This is a genomic window from Nocardioides sp. Z40_12 (assembly GCF_058215795.1).
In genome coordinates this window covers 1-15606 of the sequence record NZ_JBZAJA010000001.1, presented here as the reverse complement: position 1 = coordinate 15606, position 15606 = coordinate 1, and the positions used below count along the sequence as shown (strand labels likewise).

Below are 15606 nucleotides of genomic sequence, written 5' to 3'. Positions count from 1 at the left end.
GCGTGACCGCTCTCGCCGTGCCGGCCCCTCGGTGCCGTGGCGACCGGTCATCGGGGGTGGCCGGACCGCGTCACTCGGACTCGGGGCGCAGCCACAGGGTGGCCAGCGGGGGGAGGGTGAGGACGGCGCTGGCGGGTTGCTCGTGCCAGGGCTCGTCGACCGCCTTGACGGCCCCCAGGTTGCCCACCCCGGAGCCGCTGTAGATCTCCGCGTCGGTGTTGAGGACCTCCCGCCACACCCCGGCGGAGGGGAGCCCCAGCCGGTAGCCCTCGTGGGGGATCGCCGCGAAGTTGGTGACGCAGACCAGGTCGGGTGCGTCGGGGGCACGGCGCACGAAGGCGAAGACGTTGCCCCCGGCGTCGTGCGACTCCAGCCAGGCGAAGCCGTGCGGGTCGTTGTCCTGGGCGTAGAGGGCGGGGGAGTCGCGGTAGACCTGGTTCATCGCGCGCACCAGGTCGCTGACCCCGCGGTGCTCGGGGTGCTCCAGGAGCCACCAGTCGAGCTCGCGCGCCTCCGCCCACTCCGCCTCCTGGGCGAACTCGGTGCCCATGAAGAGCAGCTGCTTGCCGGGGTGGGCCCACATGTAGGCCAGGTAGGCCCGCAGGTTGGCCAGCTGGCGCCACCGGTCGCCCGGCATCTTGCGCAGCAGCGAGCCCTTGCCGTGCACCACCTCGTCGTGGCTGATCGGCAGCACGTAGTTCTCCGACCAGGCGTAGACCAGGGGGAAGGTCAGCTCGCCGTGGTGGTGGCCGCGGTAGATCGGGTCGCGCTGCACGTAGGCCAGGGAGTCGTGCATCCACCCCATGTTCCACTTGAAGCCGAAGCCGAGCCCGTCGGCGGAGGTGGGCCGGGTGACGCCGGGCCACGAGGTCGATTCCTCGGCGATGGTGAAGGCGCCCGGCACCCGCTTGTAGACGGTCGCGTTCATCTCCTGGAGGAAGTTGACGGCCTCGAGGTTCTCGCGCCCGCCGTGCACGTTGGGGCTCCACTGCCCGGGCTCGCGGGAGTAGTCGAGATAGAGCATCGAGGCCACCGCGTCGACGCGCAGGGCGTCCACGTGGAACTCCTCGAGCCAGTAGAGCGCGTTGGCCACCAGGAAGTTGCGGACCTCGCGCCGGCCGAAGTTGAAGACGTAGGTGCCCCAGTCCGGGTGCTCCCCGCGGGACGGGTTGGGGTCCTCGTAGAGGGGGGTGCCGTCGAAGCGGGCGAGGGCGAACTCGTCCTTGGGGAAGTGGGCCGGAACCCAGTCGACGATCACCCCGATGCCCGCCTGGTGCAGCCGGTCGACGAGGAGCCGGAAGCCGTCCGGGTCGCCGAAGCGGGAGGTGGGCGCGAAGTAGGAGGTGACCTGGTAGCCCCAGGAGCCGCCGAAGGGGTGCTCCATCACCGGCATCAGCTCGACGTGGGTGAAGCCGAGGTCTTGGACGTAGGGGACCAGGCTGTCCGCGATCTCCTCCCAGGTGTAGAGACGCCCGTCGGGGTGCCGGCGCCAGGAGGCCAGGTGGAGCTCGTAGACCGCCATCGGCTCCTCGACCGGCCGGCGGGCGGTCCGGGACTCCATCCACTCCTGGTCCTGCCACTCGTGACGGGAGCGGAAGACCACCGAGGCCGTCTCGGGCGGGACCTGGGTGTGGAAGGCCATCGGGTCGGCCTTGTCGCGCCAGACGTCGTCGGCCCCGCGGATGCGGAACTTGTAGCGGTCCCCGCCCTCGGCCCCCGCCACCTTGGCGTGCCAGATCCCGGACTCGCCGATCGGGGCCAGGGGAGTGGCGGCGCCGTCCCAGTGGTTGAAGTCGCCGACGACCTGGACCTCCTGGGCGTTCGGCGCCCAGACCGAGAAGCTGGTGCCGGTCGGGTCGACCTGGGCCCCGAGGACCTGCCACAGCTCCTCGTGGCGTCCCTCGTTGATCAGGTGGATGTCGAGCTCTCCGGGTCCCGTCATGCGTTCGCTCCGCTCGTGTCGGTGTGGTCGCCGGCCGTCGGGCCGCGAAGGGGGTCCTGCGCGAGCTGCGCCACGGCCTGCAGGGGGATCTCCACCCACCCCGGCCGGTTGCGCGCCTCGTAGGCCGACTCGTAGACCGCCTTGTCCGCCAGGTAGGCCGCCAGCAGGGTCTGCTCGGCCTCGCTGAGCCCGTCGGGCGCGTAGGCGTCGAGGAAGGCGGTCTGGTTGCGGGTCGACCACTCCTTGGCCCGGTAGAGGCGCTGGGCGCCGCCCTCCTCGCCGGGATGGTTCATCGCCGTGACCCGGGGGGCGTAGTCGAAGGAGCGGAGCATCCCGGCGACGTCGCGCCAGACCGAGTCCGGGCGCAGGCGCTCGGCCAGCGGGCGGGCGGGCTCACCCTCGAAGTCCACGATCTTCCACCCGCGCACGGTGCGCAGCGTCTGGCCCAGGTGGAGGTCGCCGTGCACCTGCTGCACCCGGACGCCCTCCAGGGCGGGGATGCGGTCGTAGGTGGCCCTGAGCAGCGACTCGTACGGCGCCAGGCCCTCGACGACGCCCAGGGCGTCGTCGAGCCGGTGGTGCATCGCGGCGGAGAGCGTCTCCAGCTCCTCGCGGCCGCGCTCGGCGACCGGGAAGTGCTCGGCCAGCACCTGGTGGGTCTCGCGCAGGGCCACCCCGAGCCGGGCCGACTCGCCGGCGAAGTCGCCGCCGACCTCGTCGGGGTGCAGGTCGCCCTCGGCGAAGAGGTCGCGGACGCTCACCAGGGCCAGCTCCCAGCCGTCGCTCGCGGTGCGCAGGTACTGCTGGAGCATGGCCAGCTGGATCACCGAGTCGGCCTCGTCGTCGACCACGTCGAGCCATCCGTAGAGGGCGGCGACGTGGTCGGAGCCGGCGAGGGTGAGCACGTCGTGGATCGCGATGTCGGGGTTGACCCCGGGGGTGACCTTGCGGAAGACCTTCATCACGGAGTCCTCGCCGAACCGCACCGAGGAGTTGGACTGCTCCCCGGTGAACAGGGTCGAGTGGGCCGTCACGTCGATCTCGTGCCCCGGCAGGGTGTGGAAGAGGAGCGGTCCCTGGGGGGCGTGCCCGTGGCCGGTCGTGTCGAAGGCCCGGAGCCACAGCCCCATCGCCTCGCGGTCGTGGAGCGCGTCGTAGACGTGCCGGTGGGCACCCGGGCGCCCCGGGTCCTCCCACGAGCCGACGAAGGCGTGGCCGATCCGCTCCTGCGGGTGGTCGTAGAAGGCCAGGGGCACCTGGTAGAGGTCGGGCTCCCCGCCGTCGGCGTAGGTGACCTCGACCAGCAGGATCTCCACGTGGACGCCCTCGCCGTCCAGGGTGCCGGCCCGCCGGGTGCCGGTGACGGTGAAGTCGCGCCCCTTGCCCCCGAACCAGCGCGCTTGGGCGAGCAGGTCGGCCAGGTCCTCGTGCACGCTCATCAGCTGCTCTCCTCGCTCGGGGTGGTCAGCAGGAACCAGTAGAAGCCGTAGCCGCCCATGGTCAGCAGGTACGGCATCTCGCCCACCGCCGGGAACGGCACGCCGCCGAGCAGCTCGACGGGGACGAAGCCCTCCCACCGGCGCAGGTCGAGCTCGACCGGCTGGGGGAAGCGCGAGAGGTTGTTGACGCAGACGATCACCTCGCGGCGACCCGACGGGTCGACGTGCTCCCGGGCGTAGGAGAGCACCGCGGGGTTGGAGCCACCCAGGTCGGTGAAGTCGCCGAGCCCGAACGCCGGGTGCTGGCGGCGGGCGTGGATCATCCGGCGCGTCCAGTGCAGCAGCGAGGAGGAGTTGGACAGCTGGGACTCCACGTTGACCGACTGGTAGCCGTAGACCGGGTCCTGGACCGGGGGTAGGTGGAGCTTGCCGGGGTTGGCCGAGGAGAAGCCGGCGTTGCGGTCCGGCGTCCACTGCATCGGGGTCCGCACCCCGTCGCGGTCGCCGAGCCAGATGTTGTCGCCCATCCCGATCTCGTCGCCGTAGTAGAGGACGGGGGAGCCGGGCAGGGACAGGAGGAGCGCGGTGAAGAGCTCGATCTGGTTGATGTCGTTCTCGAGCAGCGGGGCCAGCCGGCGGCGGATGCCGATGTTGGCCTTCATCCTGGGGTCCTTGGCGTACTCGTCCCACATGTAGTCGCGGTCCTCGTCGGTGACCATCTCCAGGGTCAGCTCGTCGTGGTTGCGCAGGAAGATGCCCCACTGGCAGTTGTCGGGGATCTCGGGCGTCTGCTCGAGGATCTCCGAGATCGGGAACCGCGACTCGCGCCGCACCGCCATGAAGATGCGTGGCATCACCGGGAAGTGGAACGCCATGTGGCACTCGTCGCCGCCGACCGCGGGGTCGCCGAAGTACTCGACCACGTCGGAGGGCCACTGGTTGGCCTCGCACAGCAGCACCCGGCCGGGGTAGTGCTCGTCGACGAAGCGGCGGCACTCGCGCAGGAACTCGTGGGTTTCCGGCAGGTTCTCGCCGTTGGTCCCGGGCCGCTCGAAGAGGTAGGGGACGGCGTCGAGCCGGAACCCGTCCAGGCCCATGTCGAGCCAGAAGCCCATCGCGTCGAGCATCGCCTGGCGCACGGCGGGGTTGTCGAAGTTGAGGTCGGGCTGGTGGTGGAAGAACCGGTGCCAGTAGTACTGCCCGCGGACCGGGTCGTAGGTCCAGTTGGAGGGCTCGGTGTCGACGAAGATGATGCGGGCCTCGGAGTAGAGCTCGTCGGTGTCGGACCAGACGTAGAAGTCGCCGTACGGGCCGTCCGGGTCGCTGCGGCTGGCCTGGAACCACGGGTGCTGGTCGCTGGTGTGGTTCATGACGAAGTCGACGATCACCCGGATGTCGCGCTTGTGGCACTCGTCGAGGAAGGTGTGGAAGTCCTCGACCGTGCCGCACTCGGGGAGGATGTTGTTGTAGTCGGCGACGTCGTAGCCGCCGTCGCGCAGGGGCGAGGTGAAGAAGGGCGGCACCCACAGGCAGTCCACCCCCAGCCACTGCAGGTAGTCGAGCTTCTCGATCAGCCCCCGGAAGTCACCCGTGCCGTCGCCGTCCGAGTCGCGGAACGAGCGGACCAGGACCTCGTAGAAGACGGCGCGCTTGAACCAGTCGGGCTGCTCGGCGGTGTTGCTGGTGTCCTCGAAGTCGTTGGTGGCACCCCGCTCCTCGATCGCGTCGGTCGAGATCTCCGTCAACGGGGGCTCCTCACGTGGATGATGTGTGCAGGCTCGTGCGTGGGGTCGAGGCGGACGTAATTGTGCTGGCTCCAGCTCCACTCGTCGCCGGAGATCTCGTCGTGGGCGATGAACGAGTCGTGCCACCCCAGGCCCAGGGCGGGCATGTCGAGGTGGACCATGGTCTCCCGGGTGCTGTGCGGGTCGAGGTTGAGGACCACCAGCACCGTGTCGTCGCCGTCCTCGAGGCGACGCCGCTTGCTGAAGACCAGCACGTGGTCGTCGTCGGAGGAGTGCACCGTGAGGTTGCGCAGCAGCTGGAGTGCGGGGTGCCGGCGACGAAGCTCGTTGAGGCGGGTCAGGTACGGCGCGAGGGTCCGGCCCTGCGCCGCCGCGCCCTCCCAGTCGCGGATCCTGATCTGGTACTTCTCCGAGTCGAGGTACTCCTCGCTGCCCGGGCGGACGGCCACGTGCTCGTAGAGCTCGTAGCCGGCGTAGACCCCCCAGGACGGCGAGCCGGTCGCGGCCAGCGCCGCCCGGATCTTGAACGCCGGCGGGCCGCCGTACTGCAGGAAGGCGTGCAGGATGTCGGGGGTGTTGACGAAGAAGTTCGGCCGCATCACGTCGTCGCTCTCGTGGCTGACCTCGCGCAGGTAGTCCTCGATCTCCCACTTGGCCGTGCGCCAGGTGAAGTAGGTGTAGGACTGCTGGAAGCCGACCGCGCCCAGGCCGTGCATCATCGCCGGGACGGTGAACGCCTCGGAGAGGAAGACCACGTCGGGGTCCGTGCGCCGGACCTCCTTGAGCAGCCACTCCCAGAAGGCCAGCGGCTTGGTGTGCGGGTTGTCGACCCGGAAGATGCGCACGCCGTGGGCCATCCAGTGGCGCACGACGCGCAGCACCTCGCGGCAGATGCCGGCGGTGTCGTTGTCGAAGTTGACCGGGTAGATGTCCTGGTACTTCTTCGGGGGGTTCTCCGCGTAGGCGATGGAGCCGTCCGCGCGGGTGGTGAACCACTCGGGGTGCTCAGTGACCCAGGGGTGGTCCGGGGCGCACTGGAGGGCCAGGTCCAGCGCCACCTCGAGGCCCAGCTCGCCGGCCCGGGCGACGAAGGCGTCGAAGTCCTCCAGGGTGCCCAGGTCGGGGTGGATCGCGTCGTGCCCACCGTCCTTGCTGCCGATCGCCCACGGCGAGCCGGGGTCGTCCGGGCCGGGCGTCAACGAGTTGTTGGGGCCCTTGCGGTTGACCTCGCCGATGGGGTGGATCGGCGGCAGGTAGATGACGTCGAAGCCCATCTCGGCGACCGCGTCGAGCCGCTTGGCCGCCGTGGTGAAGTTGCCGCTGGTGATGCGGCCGGTGGCCGGGTCCTGGGTGGCCCCCTCGGAGCGCGGGAAGAACTCGTACCAGCTGCCGTAGAGGGCGCGCTGCCGGTCGACCCACAGCGGGTAGGGGCCGTCCACGGTGAGCAGGTCGCGCAGGGGGTGGGCCGCCAGGACCTCGCCGAGCTCGGGCGACTCCATCACCGCCAGCCTGGCCTCCACCGGACGGCGGGTGTCCCGGGCGGCCTTGGCCGCGCCCGTCACCGCCTTCTTCTCCTCCCGGGTGAGGCCGCCCTCGGCGAGCACCCGCTCGAGCAGCATGGCCCCCTCGGTGAACATCAGCTCGACGTCGACGCCGGCGGGGATCTTGAGACCGGCGTCGTGCTGCCAGGTGGCCAGGGGGTCCGACCAGGAGTGCACCTCGAAGCTCCAGGCGCCCTCGGAGTCGGGGACGACCTCGGCGCAGTAGCTGGTCTTCTCCTCGGGGTGGGGCGTCATCCGCACCGGGGGCCGTCGCGATCCGTCGGGGGCCACCAGCACCACCTCGGCGCCGAGCTGGTCGTGACCCTCCCGGAAGACCGTGGCACGCACCGGCAGGGGCTCGTCCACCGTCGCCTTCGCGGGCTGACGCCCGAGATCTACGACGGGGTGGACCCCCATGACTGGAATTCGACCGACCATGTCCCCACACTCGCTAACGGCGGAGCCCGGCGCAACTCGCGCCGGGCCGGACCGTCCGGCGCTGCGGGTGCCGCCTCGCCGGACGCGCGCCATGTACCCCGGATCGGGGACGGATCATGCGTTGGATCGATCAAAGAAAATGCCCTACCTTCTGGTCATGCGTGCGATCAGGCGATTCACCGTCCGTCCCGTCCTCCCGGGGGCGCTGGCCGACCTCGGCGTGCTCGCGGGCAACCTGCGCTGGTGCTGGCACCCCGAGACCCAGGACGTCTTCGCCGCGGTGGACCCCGACCTGTGGCGCCAGGTGGGACACGACCCGGTGCGCCTGCTGGGTGCTGTCTCGCGGGAGCGTCTCGAGCAGCTGGCCGACGACCGCGACTTCCTGGCCGAGCTCGCCGCCGCCCGGCACTCGCTCGACGACTACCTGGGCGGCGACCGGTGGTTCCAGCGCCGCAGCGGAGCCGACGCAGGCCCGGGCGCGAGGGGGGCGACGCCGCGCGCCATCGCCTACTTCTCGCCCGAGTACGGGATCACCGCCGTCCTGCCGCAGTACTCCGGCGGGCTCGGGATCCTGGCCGGCGACCACCTCAAGGCCGCCTCCGACCTGGGCATCCCGCTCACCGGCGTGGGGCTGCTCTACCGGCAGGGCTACTTCAAGCAGTCGCTCTCCCGTGACGGGTGGCAGCAGGAGACCTACCCGGTCCTGGACCCCGACGAGCTGCCGCTGACGCCGCTGCGCGAGAGCGACGGCACCCGGGTGCTGGTCTCGATCGACCTGCCCGACGGCCCGCTGCTGGCCCGGGTCCTGGTGGCCCAGGTCGGGCGGGTGCCGCTGCTGCTCCTCGACTCCGACATCGAGGAGAACCCCCAGCACTACCGGGACGTGACCGACCGCCTCTACGGCGGCAACTCCGAGCACCGGCTGCACCAGGAGCTGCTGCTCGGCGTCGGCGGGGTCCGGGCGCTGCGGGCGTGGTCGCGGATCACCGGCGCCCCGGAGCCCGAGGTCTTCCACACCAACGAGGGTCACGCGGGCTTCCTGGGCATCGAGCGGATCCGCGAGCTGACCGCGGACCCGCACGGCCCGGGGCTCGACTTCGACACCGCGCTGGAGGTCTGCCGCGCCGGGACCGTCTTCACCACCCACACGCCGGTGCCGGCGGGGATCGACCGCTTCCCCCGCTCGCTGGTCGAGCAGTACTTCGGCACCGGGTCGTCCCCGGCCCCCGGCGTCCCGGTGGAGCGGGTCCTCGCCCTGGGCGCGGAGGACTACGAGGGCGGCGACGCCGGGGTCTTCAACATGGCGGTGATGGGCTTCCGCCTGGCCCAGCGAGCCAACGGGGTCTCCCAGCTCCACGGTCGCGTCTCGCGGGGCATGTTCAACGGCCTGTGGCCCGCCTTCGACGAGGCCGAGGTGCCGATCGGCTCGATCACCAACGGCGTCCACGGGCCGACCTGGGTGGCCCGGGAGATCTTCGAGCTCGCGGCCGAGCTGGGGGCGCACGTCGACGACGACGACACCGACAGCCTGTGGCCCCTGGTCGACCGGGTGCCGGACCGCCGGCTCTGGGACCTCAAGCGCGTCCTGCGCCAGCGTCTGGTGGCCGACGCCCGCACCCGGCTCGCCAAGTCCTCGGCGAAGCGTGGCCTGACCCGGGCCGAGACCGGGTGGGTCGAGGAGGCGCTCGACCCCGACGTCCTGACCATCGGCTTCGCGCGGCGGGTGCCGTCCTACAAGCGGCTCACCCTGATGCTGCGCGACCCCGAGCGCCTCAAGCGGCTCCTGCTGCACCCCGAGCGGCCGATCCAGCTGGTGATCGCCGGCAAGTCGCACCCGGCCGACGACGGCGGCAAGCGGCTCATCCAGGAGATGGTCCGGTTCGCCGACGACCCCGAGGTCCGGCACCGCATCGTGTTCCTGCCCAACTACGACATCGCGATGGCGCAGCCTCTCTACCCGGGCTGCGACGTGTGGCTCAACAACCCGCTCCGTCCCTATGAGGCCTGCGGCACCTCGGGCATGAAGGCCGCGCTCAACGGCGGTCTCAACCTGTCGATCCTCGACGGCTGGTGGGACGAGTGGTTCGACGGCGGCAACGGCTGGGCGATCCCGTCGGCCGACGGCGTCGACGACCAGGACCGGCGCGACGACCTGGAGGCGGCCTCCCTCTACGACCTGCTCGAGCACGAGATCGCGCCCCGCTTCTACGACGTGGACGAGGACGGCGTGCCCACCCGCTGGGTGGAGATGGTCCGGCACACCCTGAAGTCGCTGGGGCCCAAGGTGCTGGCCACCCGGCAGGTGCGCGACTACGTCCGCGAGCTCTACGCGCCGGCCGCGCGGCACGTCCGCCTGCTCGCCCCCGAGGAGTGGTCCGGCGCCCGGGAGCTCTCGGAATGGAAGCGGCGCGTCCGCGAGCACTGGCACGGCGTCCACGTGGAGCACGTGGAGTCCGAGGACCACGGCGACACGGCGGAGGTGGGGGAGTCCCTGACGGTCCACGCCTATGTGGCGCTGGACGGTCTCTCGCCCGACGACGTCGAGGTGCAGGCGGTGCACGGGCGGACCGGGCTTGACGACGAGCTCACCGACTCCGCCACCACCCGGATGGAGCTGGTCGACTCCTACGAGGACGGACGGCATCGCTTCGACGCCACCCTCCCGCTCGACCACGCTGGCTCCTTCGGCTACACCGTGCGGGTGGTGCCGCGGCACCGGGCGCTCGCCTCGGAGGCCGAGCTCGGGCTGGTCGCGCTCCCGGCCTGACGGGCGCGGGGCCCGCACCGGCCCCGCGCAAGCGACCGGCCCCCGCGCAAGCGACCGGCTCCGCGCAAGCGACCGGCCCCCGCGCAGCGGCGGGCTCAGCGCAGCGGCGGGCTCAGCGCAGTGAGCGCGCCGCGAGCTTGGCCTCCAGGCGTGCCTCCTTGGCCAGGTGACCGGCCTGGCGCCGGGTGTCCCGGGCGATCCGCCGGGCCCGCCAGGCCACGCCCGGCCGGCCCTCGGTGTCGACCGCGGCGAGCAGCAGGCCGCCGAGGAGGCTGAGGTTCTTGGCCACCTGGGTCTTGTCCTGGGCCCGGGCCGCGGGGTCGGAGTCCTGCCAGAACGGGTGACCGGCCACTGTCGTCGGCACCAGGGTGGCGGCCAGCACCGTGGCCGAGAGGCGCGGCAGCCGGTTGGTGGCCAGCATCGCGGCCGCCCCCACCTGGACGGCGCCGTTGAGCCGGACGAGGGTCGCCGGGTCCTCGGGGAGCGGGAGGCCCTGGGCCCGGGCCGCGGGCACCACCCGGTCGGTCAGGGTGCGGGCCTTCTGGGCGAGGGCGTCGGGATTCCGGACCGCGTGGTATCCGCCGTAGAAGAAGATGCTGCTGAGCAGGGGACGGGCGAGCAGTCGTGAGATGGCCATGGGTCACCTCTACCCGATCGCGACGCGGGGAACACCTGCGACGAGGACCTTCAGGCGGCGCTGCCCGAGCCGACTGACCACGGCCCCCGGGGTCAGACCTCGCGCAGCACCAGGGTCGACCGGGCCGCGAGCTCGAAGACGTCCCCGGCGAGCACCGTGGTGCCGGCGGGGTGGTGCTCGTCGGTCGAGAGCACGACCTCGCCCTTCTGCACCCACTCGTTCTCCGGCAGGGTGATGCGCACCGGGACCGACTCGTTGTTGAGCCAGATCATGAAGGAGCTGTCGCGGAGCTGCTCCCCGCGCGGGCCGGGGGAGCGCAGGGGGTCGCCCGAGACGAACATCCCCAGCACCTTGATGGAGCGGTCGTGCCAGTCGGCGGTCGTCATCTCGCGACGCTCCGGGTGCAGCCACGCCAGGTCCTTGGGTCCGCCCCTGATCGTGGGCCGCCCCTCGAACCAGTGGCGCTGCCGCAGCGCCGGGTGCTCGCGTCGCAGGCGCAGCGCGGTCTTGGTGTGCTCGTAGACGTCGAGCCAGGCATCGTCGGGACGCCAGTCGACCCATGAGGTCTCGTCGTCGTGCACGTAGGCGTTGTTGTTCCCGCCCTGGGTGCGGCCCCGCTCGTCGCCCATGGTCAGCATCGGGACGCCGGCACTGAAGCAGAGCGTGGTCATCAGGTTCTTCGCCTGGCGGTGGCGCAGGGCGATCACGCCCTGGTCGTCGGTCTCGCCCTCCACGCCGCAGTTCCACGACCTGTTGTTGTCGGTGCCGTCGCGGTTGGACTCGCCGTTGGACTCGTTGTGCTTGCGCTCGTAGGAGACGAGGTCGCGGAGCGTGAAGCCGTCGTGGGCGGTGATGAAGTTGACCGAGGCGTACGGCGACCGCCCGTCGTCGGCGTAGAGGTCGCTCGAGCCGGCGAGGCGGGTCGCCATCGTCCGGATCCCGTCGCCGTGCCCACGCCAGAAGTCACGCACCGTGTCGCGGAACTGGTCGTTCCACTCCACCCAGGGCGGCGGGAAGCGGCCGACCATGTAGCCGTCCATGGAGGCGTCCCAGGGCTCGGCGATCAGCTTGACGTGGCGCAGCAGCGGATCCTGGCCGATGGCGGTCAGGAGGTGGCTGCCCATGTCGACGGCCTGCTGGGTGCGGGTGATGGCCGAGGTGAGGTCGAAGCGGAACCCGTCGACGTGCATCTCGGTGACCCAGTAGCGCAGCGAGTCCAGGACCAGTCGCAGCGACTGCGTGCGCGTGGTGTCGACCGTGTTGCCGCACCCGGTCACGTCCCAGTAGGTGTCGGGGACCACCGGGTCCCCGTGCGCGTCCACGACGCGTTGGTAGTAGCCGAGGTCGTCGAGGCCCCGGAAGCTCAGGGTCGGGCCCAGCGGGCCGCCCTCGGCGGTGTGGTTGTAGACGACGTCGAGGATGACCTCGAGCCCGGCCCGGTGGAAGGACCTGACCATCTCCTTGAACTCGGTGACCTGCTGGCCGCGGTCGCCGCTGGAGGAGTAGCCGTTGTGCGGGGCGAAGTAGTTGAGGGAGTTGTACCCCCAGTAGTTGACCTGCCCGCGCTCCGCGACCCCCGGCTCGGTGGCGAACTGGTGGATCGGGAGCAGCTCGACCGCGGTGACGCCGAGGTCGCGCAGGTAGTCGGTGACCGCGGGGGTCGCCAGCCCGGCGTACGTGCCGCGCAGCTCCGCCGGGACGCGGTCGTGGAGAGCGGTCATCCCCTTGACGTGCAGCTCGTAGATCACCGTGTCGCGCCAGCGACGCCGCAGCGGGGTCTCGCCCTCCCAGTCGAAGTCGTCGGCGACGACCACGGTGCGCGGCACGTAGGGGGCCGAGTCCAGCCGGCTGGGGGTCAGCGGGTCGTCCTCGTCATGGCCGTACACCGCCGGGTGGTGCTGCACCGAGCCGGAGACCGCCACGCCGTAGGGATCGACCAGCAGCTTGTGCGGGTTGAAGCGCAGACCGCGCTCGGGGTCCCACGGACCCTCCACCCGGTAGCCGTAACGGGTGCCGGTGGGCACTCCGGGCACCTCGGAGTGCCAGATGCCCAGCGACTGCTCGAGCAGCTCGACACGGTGCTCGACGTCGTCCTCGTCGAAGAGGCAGACCCAGACGCGCCGGGCCCGGGGGCAGTAGACGGCGAAGTTGGTCGCCTCCGGGGTCCACGTCGCACCGAGGGGCCAGTTGCGCCCCGGCCACACGTGCGTGCGCTCGTCCCGGTGGTCCCACATTCCCGCAGTCATCGAAGCCATTGTGGCCGATGGGGGTGCGACGCGTGGCCGATGGCCGCAGGTGGCACGATCCTGTCCAGGGACCGACACGAGTGAGCGGAGAGACAGATGGGTGAGTTCGTCAACCTCGAGGTGGCCGACGGCGTCGGGACGATCCGGCTCGACCGTCCCAAGATGAACGCCCTCGACATGGTCGTGCAGGAGGAGATCCGCGTCGCGGCGCAGCAGGCCACGGACTCCGACGACGTGAAGGCCGTCGTGCTCTGGGGTGGTGAGCGGGTCTTCGCCGCGGGCGCGGACGTCAAGGAGATGGCCGACATGTCCTACGCCGACATGGTCAAGCGCTCCACCGGCCTGCAGTCCTCGATCACCTCGGTGGCCAAGATCCCCAAGCCCGTGGTGGCCGCGATCACCGGGTACGCCCTCGGCGGGGGCTGCGAGCTGGCGCTCTGCGCCGACGTGCGCTTCGCCGCCGACAACGCGGTGCTGGGACAGCCCGAGGTCCTGCTCGGCATCATCCCGGGGGCCGGCGGCACCCAGCGGCTCGCCCGCCTGATCGGGCCGGCCAAGGCCAAGGACCTGATCTTCACGGGTCGGATGGTCAAGGCCGACGAGGCGCTCACGCTCGGTCTGGTCGACCGGGTGCTGCCCGCCGACCGGGTGCTGGCGGAGGCCGTGGCCTGGGCCTCGCAGTTCACCGGGGCCGCCTCGCTGGCCCTGCGCGCGGCCAAGACCAGCATCGACCGCGGTCTCGAGGTCGACCTCGAGACCGGCCTGGAGATCGAGCGGCAGCAGTTCGCGGCCCTCTTCGCCACCGAGGACCGTGACCTCGGCATGGGCTCCTTCGTTGAGAGGGGACCGGGCAAGGCCGAGTTCGTCGGCCGCTGAGCAGGAGAGGGCACAGATGACGACCCAGCAGCGCGGTCACCCCGCGGGTGCCGTCGGGAGGGCCCGGGCCCGGGCGGCGTACCTGCTGTGGTGGGCCTGCGTCGCGTGTGCCGTCCTCCTGGCCACCGGCACCCTGCTGGTGGCGCTCGACGGCGAGGGCCAGCCGGGTGTGGTCGCGTTCGTCGTGTCGGCCGCGGACGCCGTCGACCTGGGCCTCTTCGACCGGCGCGACGGGGTCTGGGCGGCCCTCGGCGGTGACTCCACGATGCGCACGGCGCTCCTCAGCTGGGGGACCGGCGCCCTGGTCTGGCTGGTCCTCGGGCGGCTGGCCGACCGCCTGGTCGGGCCGTGACGCGGACCCGGCGGAGGAGCCCACGGCTTCCGTGGCGGTGCGGGTGTTCGGTGGTCGAGACAGTGCGGATCGCGAGGCGGGTTCACCACATCCTGGGTTCAGTGACTAGAGTCACCCCAGAAGTTACGGGAGGGTAACGAGTCCTTCCGTCCGTCTTGCCTTGGAGGGCACCTCATGCACAAGTCTCTATTCCGTCGCACCCTGGCCGCCGGCGCCTCGCTGGCCGTCGCCGCCACCGGCGTCGCGGCCCTCGCGGCGTCGCCCGCGAACGCCGCCAGCAAGGTCATCCCCACCGACTGCTCCCTCAGTATCGCTGGTGGCCCGTACAACGCGCAGGAGGGTTTCACGACCGAGGCTGACACGAGCCTCACTGACCTGAAGCTCGGCGACAAGGTCCGCCCCACCTTCTCGGCCAAGATCACCGTTCCTGACCACCTCGGGCCGACGGCTCGCGGGCTCGGGACGACGATGAGCGGCACCGCGAAGGTCAACAGCACCGTCAACGGCGTGGCCGTGACCGGCTCCGCGACGCTCCCGGCGACGCCGACCGCGGGCGACGGTCCGTTCGTCATCTCGGTGGCGGGTCAGTTCGACGCCGACTACACCGCTGACACCGCCGGAGCGAAGACCGTGAGCCTGGTCGGCTACACGGCTGACCTCCGCTTCGAGGGCGGCTTCGCCCCCATCACGCTCGGTGTCGACTGCAAGGTGGCGGCGACCGCCGACGCCGCCGTCGACACCTTCAACGTCGTGGACCCGAACGCGCCGACGCCGACGCCCACCCCGACCCCGACGCCGACCCCGGCGCCCGCGGTCCAGGGCACCGACACCGCCGGCTCGGTCATCTACAAGAAGAAGCAGAAGAAGGCTGTCGTCAAGGTCGTCGTGACCAACGACGACGGGACCGCCGCGGCCGGTGACGTCAAGGTCGTGCTCAAGAAGGGCAAGAACAAGTCCAAGGCCACCATCACCCTGAACGCCAAGGGCAAGGGCAAGGTCGCCTTCAAGAAGATCGCTGCCAAGGGCAAGTACCAGGCCACCCTGAAGTACAAGGGCAGCGCCACGTCCAAGAAGTCGAACGACAAGGTCACGTTCACCGTGAAGTGATGCTCTCCTGACCTCGAGGTCCCCGTTCCCGGCTCCGGCCGGGGGCGGGGACTTCGTCGTTCTCCCGGTCTGGACCACCCGCCCAGCAAGGTTACGGCACGGTAACCTACGGCTTCGTAATGTTCATGGGCCTTGGGAGGGACCACACATGCGCAACACCGTCATTCGCAGGACCTTGGCTGTCGGAGCGTCCTTGGCGGTCGCCGCCACCGGGGTGGCGACTCTCGCGCCCAACGCGACCGCCATCAGTGCCGAGCTCAGGTTCGACTGTCAGACCGCTGCCGGTGCGTCGGTGTTCACCAACGTGACCGACACCGACCTGCCGGCCGAGGTGCCGTTCGGCAAGACCGTGCCGGTCAACGTCACCTCCAAGGTGACCGTGCCGGAGAACACCGTCCAGCTGCTCCGTCTTCTCGGTGCGACCACGGTGCAGGGGACCTCGGTGAGCGAGTCCACCCTGAACGGTGCCCCGCTGACGACCACCGTCAACGTGCCGACCACCCAGGTGGGCACCGC

11 protein-coding genes are annotated in these 15606 nt (G+C 71.1%); 5 read left to right on the top strand and 6 right to left on the bottom strand.

The features are described from left to right. Window positions 1–70: 70 nt before the first annotated feature. From glgB to AC4BG9_RS00040, 4 genes are read right to left on the bottom strand one after another with little or no spacing between them, the layout of a single operon-like run. Window positions 71–1942, bottom strand: coding sequence for a 1,4-alpha-glucan branching protein GlgB (gene glgB, locus AC4BG9_RS00055; protein WP_490569038.1), 1872 nt, complete (start codon window positions 1940–1942; stop codon window positions 71–73). Beyond that, window positions 1939–3381 (bottom strand): maltokinase N-terminal cap-like domain-containing protein, encoded by a 1443-nt coding sequence (locus AC4BG9_RS00050; protein ID WP_490569037.1) that lies wholly within the window; start codon window positions 3379–3381, stop codon window positions 1939–1941. The genes glgB and AC4BG9_RS00050 overlap by 4 nt, the downstream gene beginning before the upstream one ends. Then, window positions 3381–5102, bottom strand: coding sequence for a maltose alpha-D-glucosyltransferase (gene treS, locus AC4BG9_RS00045; protein ID WP_490569615.1), 1722 nt, complete (start codon window positions 5100–5102; stop codon window positions 3381–3383). The genes AC4BG9_RS00050 and treS overlap by 1 nt, the downstream gene beginning before the upstream one ends. 20 nt (window positions 5103–5122) lie before the next feature. Next, entirely contained in the window at window positions 5123–7084 is a 1962-nt protein-coding gene (locus AC4BG9_RS00040; RefSeq protein ID WP_490569036.1) for an alpha-1,4-glucan--maltose-1-phosphate maltosyltransferase, read from the bottom strand. Window positions 7085–7262: 178 nt separating this feature from the next. Between AC4BG9_RS00040 and glgP the strand changes: the two genes are divergently transcribed. Beyond that, complete coding sequence (glgP, locus tag AC4BG9_RS00035; RefSeq protein ID WP_490569035.1) at window positions 7263–9872, top strand: alpha-glucan family phosphorylase; 2610 nt, start codon at window positions 7263–7265, stop codon at window positions 9870–9872. Window positions 9873–9984: 112 nt separating this feature from the next. Here the strand turns inward: glgP and AC4BG9_RS00030 are convergent, their stop codons facing one another. Together AC4BG9_RS00030 and glgX are read right to left on the bottom strand one after the other, a co-directional pair. Then, a complete protein-coding gene (locus AC4BG9_RS00030) occupies window positions 9985–10509 on the bottom strand; it encodes a DoxX family protein (protein WP_490569034.1) in 525 nt (174 codons plus the stop codon). Between the two features lie 92 nt (window positions 10510–10601). Beyond that, window positions 10602–12755 carry a glycogen debranching protein GlgX gene (glgX, locus tag AC4BG9_RS00025; protein WP_490569033.1) on the bottom strand — a complete coding sequence of 718 codons (2154 nt, stop codon included), beginning with the start codon at window positions 12753–12755 and terminating at the stop codon, window positions 10602–10604. Between the two features lie 96 nt (window positions 12756–12851). Between glgX and AC4BG9_RS00020 the strand changes: the two genes are divergently transcribed. From AC4BG9_RS00020 to AC4BG9_RS00005, 4 genes are all read left to right on the top strand, one after another. Then, window positions 12852–13631: an enoyl-CoA hydratase/isomerase family protein gene (locus AC4BG9_RS00020; RefSeq protein ID WP_490569032.1), complete on the top strand. Its 780-nt coding sequence runs from the start codon at window positions 12852–12854 to the stop codon at window positions 13629–13631. A gap of 16 nt (window positions 13632–13647) precedes the next feature. After that, a complete protein-coding gene (locus AC4BG9_RS00015; protein ID WP_490569031.1) occupies window positions 13648–13983 on the top strand; it encodes a hypothetical protein in 336 nt (111 codons plus the stop codon). A 174-nt stretch (window positions 13984–14157) separates the two neighbouring features. Next, window positions 14158–15090, top strand: coding sequence for a hypothetical protein (locus tag AC4BG9_RS00010; RefSeq protein WP_490569030.1), 933 nt, complete (start codon window positions 14158–14160; stop codon window positions 15088–15090). A gap of 148 nt (window positions 15091–15238) precedes the next feature. Next, window positions 15239–15606: DUF6801 domain-containing protein (locus tag AC4BG9_RS00005; RefSeq protein WP_490569029.1), on the top strand; the 368-nt coding region annotated here is incomplete at its 3' end.

What these genes read in the sequence shown, in the direction of transcription:
- glgB (WP_490569038.1), bottom strand. Translation starts at nt 1,942, where the DNA reads ATGACGGGACCCGGAGAGCTCGACATCCACCTGATCAACGAGGGACGC.
- AC4BG9_RS00050 (WP_490569037.1), bottom strand. Translation starts at nt 3,381, where the DNA reads ATGAGCGTGCACGAGGACCTGGCCGACCTGCTCGCCCAAGCGCGCTGG.
- AC4BG9_RS00040 (WP_490569036.1), bottom strand. Translation starts at nt 7,084, where the DNA reads ATGGGGGTCCACCCCGTCGTAGATCTCGGGCGTCAGCCCGCGAAGGCG.
- glgP (WP_490569035.1), top strand. Translation starts at nt 7,263, where the DNA reads ATGCGTGCGATCAGGCGATTCACCGTCCGTCCCGTCCTCCCGGGGGCG.
- AC4BG9_RS00030 (WP_490569034.1), bottom strand. Translation starts at nt 10,509, where the DNA reads ATGGCCATCTCACGACTGCTCGCCCGTCCCCTGCTCAGCAGCATCTTC.
- glgX (WP_490569033.1), bottom strand. Translation starts at nt 12,755, where the DNA reads ATGACTGCGGGAATGTGGGACCACCGGGACGAGCGCACGCACGTGTGG.
- AC4BG9_RS00020 (WP_490569032.1), top strand. Translation starts at nt 12,852, where the DNA reads ATGGGTGAGTTCGTCAACCTCGAGGTGGCCGACGGCGTCGGGACGATC.
- AC4BG9_RS00015 (WP_490569031.1), top strand. Translation starts at nt 13,648, where the DNA reads ATGACGACCCAGCAGCGCGGTCACCCCGCGGGTGCCGTCGGGAGGGCC.
- AC4BG9_RS00010 (WP_490569030.1), top strand. Translation starts at nt 14,158, where the DNA reads ATGCACAAGTCTCTATTCCGTCGCACCCTGGCCGCCGGCGCCTCGCTG.